A 12,345-nucleotide genomic window follows, 5' to 3' on the forward strand; every position below is an offset into this window, starting at 1 on the left:
GGCCTGGCCGGCGCCGCGGCGCGGGGCGTGGTGGGCCGGGCCCGGGGCGCGCGGGCGGCGGGGGCGGGCCCCCCCCCCCGCCCCCCCCCCGGCCCCGGGGGGGGGGGGGGGGGCCCCCCCCCACGCCGTCAGTCAGCGGATCAGGCGAGTCGGCTCAGGACTAGCTGATGCAGGACCCGTCGCTGGGGTGTCCGTCGCACAGGCTGCAGAACTGTCCGCTGCAGTAGATGCAGGTGTAGTTGACGTGGCTGATTCGACGTACGACACCTGGCCCCGGGTACGAGCTTTAGCTGGCCCCATTTAGTGATCTTGGTGGAGAGTCCGGTGAACGAGATTTGGCCCCACCTCGGGCGAGGCGGGGTGGTCTGGTCAGGTGGCGTGCGTGGGATGCCATGGTCGTCGACGTCGCTCAGGGTTGCTGTTCCGGCACCTGCTCGTATGCGGGTGCGGTGGTCCACGCGGCCGTAGAGCAGTAGCTGGCCGAGGCGGTGGTGTCGCCGACCACCGTCAGGGTGGCCGGCTCATCCATGCCATCCGGCCGCGGCTCAACGGCCGGCAGTGTGCGATCAGGCCAAGCCTGGCCTCCGGTTTGCCGGCAGCCCGGTGATGTCGTGGTCACAGCGACGTGCCGTGACTGATCACTTCAGGACTGTAGAGCTGCACGGAGCACAAACAAGATTCTTGAAATGAGGAGTTCTCGCATGTCCGAGATCACCAACACCAAATCACCTCTCACCACCAACGTTCGGGCAGCGACCCGGGTCTCGTTCCTGGACCGCCTGAGCGCTCGGTTCGGCGTCATCGGCAAGCGCTGCTACCACGAGTACCTCGACGCGCGGAGGGCCGGCGCCTCTCACCCGGAGGTGCTGGAGGCGCACGCCAAGGGCATCAACCTGTGGGGCTACGCCGACGCGCGGAGGGTCGGCGCCTCTCACCCGGAGGTGCTGGAGGCACACGCCAAGGGCATCGACGTGTGTTTGTACGCTTTCGCGCGAGAGGTCGGCGCCTCTCACCCGGAGGTGCTGGAGGCACACGCCAAGGGCATCGACGTTGGCTGGTACGGCGAGGCACGCCGCCTCGCCTCTCACGCTGAGGCGCTGGAGGCGCACGCCAAGGGCATCAACGTGTGGCGCTACGCCGTCGCACGGCGAGACGACGCCACTCATCCGGAGGTGCTGGACGCCCACGCCAAGGGCGTCAACCTGGACCGTTACGCCACCGTGCGCTATCACAACGGCGACATGTCTCACGAAAGGGCCCTGGAGGTCTGCCTCAAGGGCATCCTTTGGTGGTGAAGTACACCGTCGCGAGGAGTGCGCGTTTCAACGCCTCTCACGCGGAGGTGGTCGAAGCGCTGCTGGCCTTCGCCGACCGCGGGGACCGGGAAGGCTGACAGGGCCACCTCCTGGCTCTGCCGTAACCTCCCCACCGCTTCTAAGGCGGAGGGCGTGTCTTCAAACGATCGCGCTGGGCGACCCACAGGGCACCCGCGATGAACCGAACAAGGCCGGCCTGCCCTCCGCTGGGCGGGCCGGTTCTCTTCTTCGGCAGGGTCGAAGAATGCGGTCCGTTGGTGGTCAGGCGTGTTCGGTGGCCTGACGGGCGCGGGTTTGGGCGAGTCGGTAGGAGTCGGTGCCGGTCTCAATGATGGTGGCGTTGAAGGTGAGCCGGTCGACGATGGCGGCGCAGAGGCGGGGTTCGGTGAAGGTCTTGGTCCAGCCGCCGAAGCTTTCGTTGGAGGCGATGGCGACGCTGGCTTTTTCCTCGCGTTCGGTGAGGACCTGGAACAGCAGGTCAGCGCCGCGTTTGTCGAGTTCCATGTATCCCAGTTCGTCGATGCAGAGAAGATCGACGCGGCCGTAGCGGGTGATGGTCTTGTTGAGTGCCAGTTCGTCGGCGGCCTCGACGAGTTCGTTGACGAGCTTGGCGGCCAGGACGTACTTGACCCGGTAGCCGGCCATGGCGGCCTCGGTGCCCAGCGCGATGAGCAGGTGGGACTTGCCGGTGCCTGAGTCGCCGATGAGGCAGAGCGGGTGGCCGTGCTTGACCCACTCGCATTTGGCCAGGGTGTGGACGGCGGCGGCGTTGATGTTGGGGTTGGCCTCGAAATCGAAGTCGTTCAGCCACTTTTGGCGGGGGAACCCGGCGGCCTTGATCCGGCGTTCGGAGCGGCGGCGTTGCCGGTCCTCGCACTCGGCCATCAGCAACTCGGCCAGGAACCCGCGGTAGGTGAGCTGCTCACGGTCGGCGGCATCGGCGATGGCAGCGAACTGGTTGCGCAGGGTCGGCAGCCGCAGCATCCGGCATGCCTGGTCGATGGCGGCGTCAGCGGCGACCAACCGGTTGAAGATCCTCCGGACCGTATGCCGCTGCTTGCGCGGGGCATCCAGATCCGCCCACAGAATCTGATCGATCACCGGCTTGAACGGATCCAACCGCGACGACCGTGGAGGCGGCTTCTTACGCGCCGCCGGCCACGCCGAGGCCAACGCCTCACGCACCGTCCGGCGATGCACCCCGTACTTGCGAGCCAGCGCCCGCACCGACAGGCCCTCCAGCCGCGAATCGCTACGGATCGCTGCGAACTGCTCCGCCCTGTGGTCCCGCGCCACGCCAACCCCCAGGTGCTTCCAGGCACACCGAGACTCTCACCGCAACACCACGGGTGGGGCCAAAACTCGCTGAACCGTAACCACCCGGCTACACAGTGGGGCCAAAGCTAACTCGCCGGGTGGGGCCAAGAACCGCTCGTAAGACCAACGTGGCCGGGCTGCTGGCACATCACCAGCGCCAGCACCGGCAGGGCGACCACGCCCATGATGCCGAGGAGGTCGCGGAGGGTGCCGCCGGCCGCGCTCGTCTCGGGCTTGTCGGCGCCCGTGTTCTCGTGGAGGGTCATGTTGAAGCTCCTTGTCCCGGGTTGTGTCGCGCCCCTCGCTTATCGGGGGACGTCAGGAGTGACTGTCCGGGCCACGGTCGCTTCCGCCACGGCAGAGGCTCAGGGGAGGATCGAGTCGACGTAGCCGCCGTCGGCGCGGACGGCGCCGCCGGTCGTCGCCGAGGCCAGGTCCGAGCTCAGGTAGGCGATCAGGCGGCCGATCTCGGCGGGCTCGATGAGCCGCTGGATGAGGGAGTCCGGCCGGTGCTCGCGCATGAAGCGGCGTTCCGCCTCGTCCCAGGGCAGGTCCTCACCGACGAGCTCGCCGACGAACGTCTCGACGCCCGGCGTGTGGGTGGGGCCGACGATGACCGAGTTGACGGTGACGCCGCTGCCCGCCGCGGCCTTGGCGAAGCCCCGCGAGACCGCCAGCAGGGCCGTCTTGGTCATGCCGTAGTGCACCATCTCGGCGGGGATGGCGACCGCCGAGTCGCTCGCGATGTTGAGCACCCTGCCCCAGCCGCGCTCCATCATTCCGGGCAGATAGGTACGCGTGAGGCGGACGGCCGACAGGACGTTGACCTCGAAGTACCGGCGCCACTCGTCATCGTCGATCTCGAGGGCCGGCCGGACGCCGAAGATGCCGAGGTTGTTCACGAGGACGTCCAGGTCGGGCACCCGCTCCCGGAGCTCGGCCGCGCCCTCCGCCGTCGCCAGGTCGGCGGCGACGGCGGACACCTCCGCGTCCGGCACCTGGTCGGCGATGGCGGCGGCGGCCCGCTCGGTCTTGTCCTCCCCGCGCCCGTTCACGACGACGGCCGCGCCCGCACGGGCGAGTTCGGTGGCGATGGCCAGCCCGATGCCCTGGCTGGATCCGGAAACGAGGGCGCGGCGGCCCGACAGATCGATGTTCATCGATCCATCTTCACTCCGGCGCGCTCGCGGAGCGCCACCGACGCGCCCGTTGGACGCGCCGGCTCCCCCCCGGCGGGAACGACCCGCCCGTTCGACGCGCCGGCCGCTCCGTGACGGGCGACGGACCGGCGCGTACAGGACGGGCACGCGGCGCGGATCGCGGACGTCTCGGGAATCGCCGCGCCCTTCGGCCCCGTCCACGGCATCGCGGCCGCCGCGCGCTACTCGGCGTGCGCCAGCCGCCGGCGGAACTCGGCGTTCGCGCTCTCGATCACCCGGTTCAGGTGCGCGATCTCGTCCTCGGCCGGCTCACGGCGCAGCTCGACGCGGATGGCGAACTCGCCGTCCTTCACGGTGACGTCGAGCCGCTCCAGGAGGTCCTGCGGCAGCCGGCCCATGACGAACTCACGGAACGCCTCCGCGATCGTCCCCTCGATGTCGCCGCATCCGCACGAACGACCATCCATGATCGCCTTGAGGTGGCTGCGCCCCACGATGGCGTCCGGGTGTGCCACGTCCAGGGTGGCCAGCCCCGCCTCGACCACCTGCTGCGCCTCGGCCAGGCGCTCCCGGTGCTGCAGGAACAGACCCAGCGCGATCCGCGCGCGGCCGAGTATCTCGTAGTCATGCCCGAGCTCGGCGGCCGCCAGGGCCTCGCGCAGGCATTTCTCGTCCTCGGCCGGCCGGTCGGCCTCCGACAGCGCGAGCCCCCAGTTGCGCAGCACCTGGCTGCTGAGCTCCGGACGGCCGATGGCGTCCGCGCGGGTACGCGCCTGCGCGTACGTCTCCAGCGTCCCGGCCAGGTCACCCGCGTCGCTCTGCGCCATCGCCAGGCCGAGCGTCGCCATCACGGCCTCCTCGGCCCGGCCCTGACGGTCGTACGAGGCGAGCACGGATCGGATCGCCGCGATGCGCCCGGCCCCGTCTCCGAGGTGACGGCCCAGGTTCGCCGACAGCGACAGCGCGTTGAGCGTGGCCTGGTGATCGGGCCCCAACCGGGCCTCCAGCGCGCTGACCAGGCCGGCCAGGACCGCCTGGCCCGCCGCGCCGGCCGTCGCCACGTCGGTCCGGTTCAGCACCGTCGTCGCCACCTGCTCGACGAGCTCGTCGGGCAGCTGGTCCAGCCCGGGGAAGAGGGGATCGGTCCCGCCCTCGGCCGTCACGATCTCCGCCCGGAGCGCCAGCGCGGTGGCGACCCGCTCGTGGCCGTTGCGCCAGAAATTGGCGGTCACCTCCTCGATCGCCTCCCGCGCCTCCTGGACGGCGCCGCGCTTGAGGAGGACGTCGGCCAGCGATTCGAGGCCGAAGGCGTAGCCGGGATGCGAGCGGCCGTAGAAGGCCAGCCGCTCCTGGAGGTTGCGTCGCAGCTCGGCGTCGGCCTCCTCCAGCCGGCCGGTCATCATCAGCGCGGCGCCCAGGTTGAGCCGGTAGGTCAGATGCTCCTTGTGCGCCTCGGGGTCCTCGGGTATCGGACCCGCGCACGCGCTGCGGAAGCACTCGACGGCCCGGTCCGGCAGGCCGCAGCCGAACAGGAGGTTGCCGAGGTCGCACTGGGCGGACGCCCACTCCGGGCTGCCGCGGCCGTGCCTTCGCTCGACGGCCTGGAGCTCTCTCACCATGAGTTGTTCGGCGTCGACCGGCCGGCCCTCCTGAAGAAGGGCGTACGCCATGTCGAGCGACGTCGGGGGTGCTGACATGGCCGGGGAGTCTAGAGATCACGTACGACGGTCGCCGGTGGGGCCGGCGGCTCGCGTGCGCCCGTGGTCGCGTCTTCGCTCGCTTCCGGCCCGAGTGGACGGATCACCGAGTCCTCTTCAGGGCGAGCACGGCCCGGACAGCGGCAGGGCGGCGAGGGCGTACCGGTAGGGCAGCAGCGCCGCGACGTGCGGGTACATGCGGGCCATGTCGCCCTGGCAGGCCACCCAGACGACACGATCCTCCCGCACGGCGTCCAGCAGCGGACTGGACCGGAGCGCCGGGAGGCGTTGCCAGGGCGCGATGAGCTCTTCCGGCACGCCGCACATGGCGACGAGCCGTAGCCCCCGCTGCTCACCGGTGCCCAGGAAGACGGCGCCGGCCGAGGCGCCCGAACCGCGCACCGTCGCGGCGAGCTCCTCGTCCAGCGCCTCGGCCCCGCCGATCCGGTCCCCCTGCTCGGCCATCGCACCCGCCTCACAGGTCCACGGCACCCGCCGCGTACGAACCCCCCATATGGGGACAATACGGCTGATGGTGGCGATTGCGCATGGCCGTCCGTGCCCCCGAGACGCGCGGCGGGGGCCGGCGCCGTGCTCCCTGAGCCGCCGCGGTGCGCAGGCTCAGTCGCCCTCGGCGACGCACTCGATCCAGTACCGGCCGGTGTCGTCGCGGTGCGCCCCGTGGATGTCGGTGTCGATGTAGGGGAAGGCCCGGTCGAAGTCCTCCAGGGCGCGAAGGTAGCTCATCACCGGCCCGTCGTCCGGACCGGTGGACTCACCCGGCATCAGCATCGGGATGCCCGGCGGCGTCACGACGACGGTCGTGGCGGAGACGCGGCCGGCCAGCTCGCTCAGCGGAACCCGCTCGGTGCGCGACCGGATGAGCGCCTGGTAGCAGTCGGCCGGCGTCAGGACCGGGGTGGGCAGATCGGTGAAGACCTCGTCGAGCAGGACGTCGAGCTTCGAATCACGCAGCTTGCCGTGGACCTGTGCGCAGAGCGCGCGCAGCGTCACCCCGGACGGGCCGAACCCCGGCAGCACCTCCGCCAGGGGCAGGTCACCGTCGTAGGCGTTCTTGAAGTCGATGAGCGCGTCGATCAAGGTGCCCCACTTGCCCTTCGTGATGCCGAGCGAGAAGAGCACCAGCAGCGTGTGATCGCCGGTCTTCTCCACCACGATGCCGCGCCGCTCGAGGTAGGCCGACACGATCTTGGCGGGGATGCCCCACTCCGTGGTGCCGCCGGCGGCGTCCGCGCCGGGACAGGTGATCGTCACCTTGATGGGGTCCAGCATGCAGTGGCCGTCGTCCAGGCCGTCGAACCCGTGCCAGGCGGCGCCGGGCGACAGTGTCCAGCAGCCGGGCTCGGTGGACAGCAGGTCCAGGTCGGCGTCCTCGAACGCCACCGCCTCGCCCGTCCGGGGATCGGTCACCCGCGGGGGCTGCCACACGCCGAAGAACCAGTCCGGGCGGGCGCCGTCCTCACGGATCCGGGCCGCCAGCCGCACCATCGCCTGCCGGAAGCGGATCGCCTCGACGATCGCCTCCCCGGTGAGGAAGGGCCCGGACGGCCCGTCCATCATCGCGGCGGCCACGTCCAGTGAGGCGATCATCGGGTAGAGCGGTGAGGTGCTGGCGTGCATCAGGTAGGTCTCGTTGAACCGGTCGTGGTCCACGGGCGCGCGCGGCGACGGGCGCACGTGCAGCATCGACGACTGCGACAGCGCCGCCAGCAGCTTGTGCGTGGACTGGGTGGCGAAGACCGTCGGCCGGTCCGCCCCGGGCAGGGACCGCTCGTCGACGGCCATGCCGTAGCGGCGGGCGTAGAGCGGGTTGAACCGGGCGTAGGCGAACCACGCCTCGTCGAAGTGCACCCGTGGCACCGACGCGCCGAGCAGCTCCGCGACGCCTACGGCGTCGTAGCACAGGCCGTCATAGGTCGAGTTGGTGACCACCGCGTACGTGGGCTCCGGCGCCGCCGCGCCCGCCGTGAACGGGTGGCCGCCGAGCCGGTCGCGTACGGTGGCCCCCGCCAGCGCTCCGGCGGGGATCGGGCCGGCCAGGCCGAGGCCATTGCGCTCGGGGGCCAGGTAGACCGGCCGGGCGCCGTTGATGGCGAGGGCGTGCTGGATCGACTTGTGGCAGTTGCGGTCGATCAGCGCCAACTCGCCGCGGGCGACCGCGTGGTGGCCGACGATGCGGTTGGCGGTCGAGTTGCCGTTCATCACGAAGTACGTCCGCTCGGCGCCGAAGATCCGGGCGGCGTTGCGCTCGGCGTCGCCGATCGGGCCGGTGTGCTCCAGCGGCGACCCCAGCTCGGGGACCGAGATCGACAGGTCGGTGCGCAGCAGCCGCTCGCCGTAGTAGTCGAAGAACGCCCGGCCCACCGGGGACTTGAGGAACGCCACGCCGCCGGCGTGGGCGGGGGTGTGCCAGGAGTAGCGGTGGTGGTCCTCCAGGTGGCGCAGCGCCTCGAAGAACGGCGGGAGCGTCTGCTCGGTGTACTCCTCGGCGGCGTGCGCGATGCGCCCGGCGATGAAGTCGGGGGTGTCCTCCAGCGGGAAGACATAGCCCTGGATCACCTCGTAGACCCACAGCGGGATGTCGCGCGGCTCCTGCTCGGCGGTGAGCAGGAAGACCGGCAGCCGGTGGAACCGTTTGATCACCGCCGCCATGATCTCCTCGGCGCCGGGAGCGTCCCACCCGGCCAGCAGCCCGGTCAGCGTCGCGTCCGAGCGGATCACCGCGAGCGCGTCGGCGCTGCGATGGGTCCAGCGCACCCGCAGGTCGTGTTCCTCCATCGCCGTGCGGAGGCGGCGGAGCTGTTCGGCGACCGCCGAGTCGGCGTCGGGCCGCTCGTCGACGGAGAGGAGAATCGCGCGTTCCATGCCAGGACCTCCACGGCGCTCGGGGGGACGTGCCGACGGGGCGCCGTCACCGGCCGACACTCCGCGTGCTGGAATCACTGCGAACTGTAACACCGGCCGTCATCAACGGAAAGTGCCGACGAAAACGCTCAGGGTCACCTCTCCCGGCACGTCAGTCCCACTCCCACCCGATCCCGAGGTATCCACCGGCCTGCAGTCCGAACTCGATGACGTGGACGGTGTGGGCGCTGGACAGTCGCAGGTCGGTCTCCTCCGCCGTCCGGGCGGCGCCGTCCGGACGCCACGTCCGGTAGCAGCGGGCCGGGACGGTCGACGGGTGGAACTCGATCTCGAGGAGGTACTCGTGCTGGGGGAACCGGAAGCCCCGGCCCTCCTCGGTGTCGGGCGGCCCCGGCGGGGAGAAGCCGAAACCGTACTCGATCAGGTAGGTCTCGCCGCGTGCCAGCGGCCGGTCGAACAGCAGCTCCGACGCGACCATCGCCTTCGCCTCGTCGGTACGGATCCGGCCGAACCTGCAGCGGCTCGCCTCCTTGTACGTGGGCAGCACGCCGTGTTCGTTGTGGTACACGCAGAGCCAGCGGTCCACCCCCGGCTGTTGCGCCTGGAGGACCGCGCGGGTCTGCGCCGACCGAAGGTCCCGGTCCGGGCCGAGGACGTAGCGGTCGTGCAGGCTCAGGCAGGTGATCCGGCCGTCCGTCCGGTCGCCGATCTCGTCGAGCAGGTCGAGGGCGCCGTGGTTCGCGAAGATCCCGGCCGGCGGCGACCAGGTCCCGGCCGGGCGGTTGTCGGGCGGTTTGAGCAGCGTGATGAGGGAGTTGCGCGGCAGTTCGAGGATGCTCTCCAGGCCGCGCACCGCCCGCAGCGAGTCGGCGCGCCCGGGGCGGGTCCGCCCGCGCTGCCAGTAGCTGAGGCTGGAGAGGCTGACATGGACGCGTCGCTCCCGCAGCCGCCGTTGGAGGGTCTCCAGCGTGAGGCCGCGAGCCTGGATGGCGGCCTGCAGCGCCACGTCGAAGGGACCGCTCCGAACCACCTGGAGGAGATCGTCCTCCACCATGCTCCGCACTGTTCGAGTGCCTCCGGTTGCGGAAGGCCACCCCCCGGCCTGGCCTGACTGGGTACGGACAGGGCTGTGTACGCCATGAAAGATCTCAGTCAGGTCGCCCGGTTGGCAAGGCCCCGACGAAGGCGATCACCCCGGACCTCGGCAGGCGGGGCACCGAGGTCCGGGGTGATCCGGTCGGGAATCACGGTCGGCGAGCCCCGCACGCTCCTTCTCGGGGGGGCTGAAGGGATGATGATCGTCGCCGCGAGCGGCCGTCAACGTTTTCCATGGCGTCTAGAATTCACTGTTAATATCAGTTAACGCGGCTTTGTGATCATTCCCATTCCCACTCCAGTCCGATGATCCCGCCCGCCATGCCGTTGCGCATGATGTGGACGCCGCCCGACGGCCCGACCCAGAGTTCGGCGGTGCGGTGCCGGGGAACATCGACGCCGGCGCGGTCGTAGCGGTAGCAACGCGCCGGCAACCTTCGCCGGTCGAACCGGACGACGGCCAGGTAATCCCTTACCGGATGGCGAAAACGGCGATCATAGAATCGCGCGATCGGCCGGTCTCCCGGAAACTCGAGCTCGTATTCGACGACCGCGGTGTCACCGCGCGCGAGCACCCGGTCGAAGAAGATCTCGAAGGCGACGAAGCCCGCCTCATGGCGGACGCGCCCCCGCCGGCCGTACCGGAGCCCGCCGAGCGCCGGCGGCGGATCCGTCGCGGCCTCGGCGCGGTGCACGGCGACGAGCCGGTCGACGTCGTCGCCCGACGCCCGCACCACCTGCCGCACCGACAGCGCGCGAGGCCGCCGGTGCGCGTCGACCTCGTAGACGTCGTGCACGCTGAGCCATTCGAGCCGGTGGTCGGACGAGCGGTCGAGCTGAGCGAGCATCGTGACGACGGGGCGCGGGTCGGGCCAGAGGCGGGCCGGAGACAGCGGCCCGCTCCCCGTCTGGCCACGGCGCCGGCGCGGTCCCAGCCGGTCGGTCAGGGCGCCGGACGGCAGCTCGAGAATCCGCTCGAGCGCGCCGACGGCGGCGATGGAGTCGGGGCGCTGTGGTCTGCTCCGCCCGCTCTGCCAGTAACTCAATGTGGCGGCGCTGACCGAAACTCCCCGCTGCCGGAGCCGGTTCCGCAGGCTTTCCAGGGTGAGGCCGCTCTCGTGAATCGCCGTCCGCAGTGCGACGGAGAACTCCGTGGCACCGGAGGAATGGTCTCGGGAGGCGTTTCCCGGCATCGAGATTCCGGGGATTCCGTCCTCGCCGTCCGCGACGTCCATGAGTCGAGGTTAGGGCGGCTCCCGTACGCGCCGCTGACGGATGCCGGGCTACCTCGGCGTACCCGGAAAGCGATATGCCGAAGTCCTTTGCGCACGGCACTTGCCGTTTTCGTCACGCCCGGTAATGTCACCGGTCGGTGCCGTCATCGACCCTGTAGCCGGGGCCGCCGCCGGTGACGGCGGCCCCGGCCGCGGGAATACGGCCTCAGAGGTCGAGACCGGTGAGGACCAGGACGCGCTCCTCGGTGAGGTCGTTCATCGCGGATCGGACGCCCTCCCGGCCGACGCCGGACTCCTTCCACCCGCCGTACGGCATCTGGTCCGCCCGGAAACTGGGAACGTCGCCGACGATCACACCGCCGACCTCCAGGTCGCGGTGCGCCCGGAAGGCGGCCTGCACGTCGGTGGTGAAGATCCCCGCCTGCAGCCCGTACTTCGAGGCGTTCACGATCTCGAACGCCTCGTCCAGGTCGCCGAACGGCGCGACCGTGAGGACCGGCCCGAAGACCTCCTCCTCCGCCAGCGCGGACCCGGCGGGGACGTCGGAGAGAACGGTCGGCGCCACCGTACGGCCGTCGCGGCCGCCGCCGGTCAGGACCGACGCGCCGCCCCGCCGGGCCTCGTCGATCCAGTCCGTGATCCGCTCGGCCGCCGCGTCGTTGATCACCGGGCCGACCTGGACCCCGTCGGCCGTCGGGTCGCCGGTCGGGAGCCGCTCGACCTCGGCGACGAGGTCGGCGACGAACGCGTCGTAGATGCTCGCGTGCACGAGCACCCGCTGGACGGAGATGCAGGACTGGCCCGCCTGGTAGTTGGCGAACAGCGCGATCCGGCGGGCCGCGCCGGGCAGGTCCGGCCAGTCCTCGTTCACGACCACCGCGGCGTTCCCGCCGAGCTCCAGGGTGACGTGCTTGCGCGGCGCCTGCCGCTGGATCGCCCAGCCGACCGGGCCGGACCCGGTGAACGAGATCACCGGGAGCCGGGGGTCGTCGACCAGGGCGGCCATCCGGTCGTTCGGCACCGGGAGCACCGAGACCATCCGGGGAGGCAGGTCCGTCTCCGCGATGATCTCGCCGAGCAGCAGCGCGGACAGCGGCGTGGCGGGCGCCGGCTTCACGAGGATCGGGGCGCCGGCCGCGATGGCCGGCGCGACCTTGTGCGCGACCAGGTTCAGCGGGAAGTTGAACGGCGCGATGCCGAGCACCGGGCCGCGCGGGAAGCGCCGGACGACGGCGAGCCGTCCGGTCGCCGCCGCGTCGGTGTCCAGGCGCTGCAGGTCACCGGAGAAACGACGGGCCTCCTCGGCGGCCCAGCGGAAGGTCGAGACGGCCCGGGAGACCTCACCGCGCGACCAGACCAGCGGCTTGCCGTTCTCCGCGGTGATCAGCCGGGCGATCTCCTCGGCGCGCTCCGCCAGCCGCCGCGAGATGTGGTCGAGCGCGGCGGCCCGTACGTGCGCGGGGGTGGCCTGGGCCTCGCGTCGTACGGCGTCCAGGTCGGCGACGGCCTGCTCGACCTGGGCGTCGGTCGGCACGGAGACGACGCCGACGACGGAGCCGTCCCAGGGGGAGGTCACCTCGAGGGTGTCCGCGCCGGTCGTGGGCGCGCCGGACAGGTGGAAGGGGATGACGTCTGACAA

At 71.1% G+C, this 12,345-nt stretch carries 10 protein-coding genes; 1 reads left to right on the forward strand and 9 read right to left on the reverse strand.

The genetic code is table 11. The features are described from left to right. The first annotated feature begins 701 nt into the window (after positions 1-701). Positions 702-1,295 carry a hypothetical protein gene (locus AB0K82_RS34775; protein ID WP_364405225.1) on the forward strand — a complete coding sequence of 198 codons (594 nt, stop codon included), beginning with the start codon at positions 702-704 and terminating at the stop codon, positions 1,293-1,295. Positions 1,296-1,577: 282 nt separating this feature from the next. On the opposite strand, the gene istB is transcribed toward AB0K82_RS34775, so the two are convergent. From istB to AB0K82_RS34820, 9 genes are all read right to left on the reverse strand, one after another. Beyond that, the gene (istB, locus tag AB0K82_RS34780; RefSeq protein WP_364405226.1) at positions 1,578-2,612 is read right to left on the reverse strand and encodes an IS21-like element helper ATPase IstB; all 1,035 of its coding nucleotides are present in this window, start codon (positions 2,610-2,612) and stop codon (positions 1,578-1,580) included. 107 nt (positions 2,613-2,719) lie between these two features. Beyond that, positions 2,720-2,899: a hypothetical protein gene (locus AB0K82_RS34785; protein WP_364405228.1), complete on the reverse strand. Its 180-nt coding sequence runs from the start codon at positions 2,897-2,899 to the stop codon at positions 2,720-2,722. Positions 2,900-2,998: 99 nt separating this feature from the next. Then, the gene (locus tag AB0K82_RS34790) at positions 2,999-3,793 is read right to left on the reverse strand and encodes an SDR family oxidoreductase (RefSeq protein ID WP_364405229.1); all 795 of its coding nucleotides are present in this window, start codon (positions 3,791-3,793) and stop codon (positions 2,999-3,001) included. Between the two features lie 221 nt (positions 3,794-4,014). Beyond that, complete coding sequence (locus AB0K82_RS34795) at positions 4,015-5,490, reverse strand: tetratricopeptide repeat protein (RefSeq protein ID WP_364405230.1); 1,476 nt, start codon at positions 5,488-5,490, stop codon at positions 4,015-4,017. A gap of 117 nt (positions 5,491-5,607) precedes the next feature. Then, positions 5,608-5,955: a hypothetical protein gene (locus AB0K82_RS34800; RefSeq protein WP_364405231.1), complete on the reverse strand. Its 348-nt coding sequence runs from the start codon at positions 5,953-5,955 to the stop codon at positions 5,608-5,610. Positions 5,956-6,111: 156 nt separating this feature from the next. After that, positions 6,112-8,376, reverse strand: a complete 2,265-nt coding sequence (locus AB0K82_RS34805; RefSeq protein ID WP_364405233.1) for an Orn/Lys/Arg decarboxylase N-terminal domain-containing protein — start codon at positions 8,374-8,376, stop codon at positions 6,112-6,114. A gap of 151 nt (positions 8,377-8,527) precedes the next feature. Next, the gene (locus tag AB0K82_RS34810) at positions 8,528-9,430 is read right to left on the reverse strand and encodes a hypothetical protein (protein WP_364405235.1); all 903 of its coding nucleotides are present in this window, start codon (positions 9,428-9,430) and stop codon (positions 8,528-8,530) included. 322 nt (positions 9,431-9,752) lie between these two features. Continuing rightward, positions 9,753-10,706: a hypothetical protein gene (locus AB0K82_RS34815; protein WP_364405236.1), complete on the reverse strand. Its 954-nt coding sequence runs from the start codon at positions 10,704-10,706 to the stop codon at positions 9,753-9,755. 205 nt (positions 10,707-10,911) lie between these two features. After that, positions 10,912-12,345, reverse strand: a complete 1,434-nt coding sequence (locus AB0K82_RS34820; protein ID WP_364405237.1) for an aldehyde dehydrogenase family protein — start codon at positions 12,343-12,345, stop codon at positions 10,912-10,914.

This window comes from Actinoallomurus sp. NPDC052274 (assembly GCF_040679475.1).
Classification (GTDB): domain Bacteria; phylum Actinomycetota; class Actinomycetes; order Streptosporangiales; family Streptosporangiaceae; genus Actinoallomurus; species Actinoallomurus liliacearum.

What these genes read in the sequence shown, in the direction of transcription:
- AB0K82_RS34785 (WP_364405228.1), bottom strand. Translation starts at nt 2,899, where the DNA reads ATGACCCTCCACGAGAACACGGGCGCCGACAAGCCCGAGACGAGCGCG.
- AB0K82_RS34790 (WP_364405229.1), bottom strand. Translation starts at nt 3,793, where the DNA reads ATGAACATCGATCTGTCGGGCCGCCGCGCCCTCGTTTCCGGATCCAGC.
- AB0K82_RS34795 (WP_364405230.1), bottom strand. Translation starts at nt 5,490, where the DNA reads ATGTCAGCACCCCCGACGTCGCTCGACATGGCGTACGCCCTTCTTCAG.
- AB0K82_RS34805 (WP_364405233.1), bottom strand. Translation starts at nt 8,376, where the DNA reads ATGGAACGCGCGATTCTCCTCTCCGTCGACGAGCGGCCCGACGCCGAC.
- AB0K82_RS34810 (WP_364405235.1), bottom strand. Translation starts at nt 9,430, where the DNA reads ATGGTGGAGGACGATCTCCTCCAGGTGGTTCGGAGCGGTCCCTTCGAC.
- AB0K82_RS34815 (WP_364405236.1), bottom strand. Translation starts at nt 10,706, where the DNA reads ATGGACGTCGCGGACGGCGAGGACGGAATCCCCGGAATCTCGATGCCG.
- AB0K82_RS34800 (WP_364405231.1), bottom strand. Translation starts at nt 5,955, where the DNA reads ATGGCCGAGCAGGGGGACCGGATCGGCGGGGCCGAGGCGCTGGACGAG.
- AB0K82_RS34775 (WP_364405225.1), top strand. Translation starts at nt 702, where the DNA reads ATGTCCGAGATCACCAACACCAAATCACCTCTCACCACCAACGTTCGG.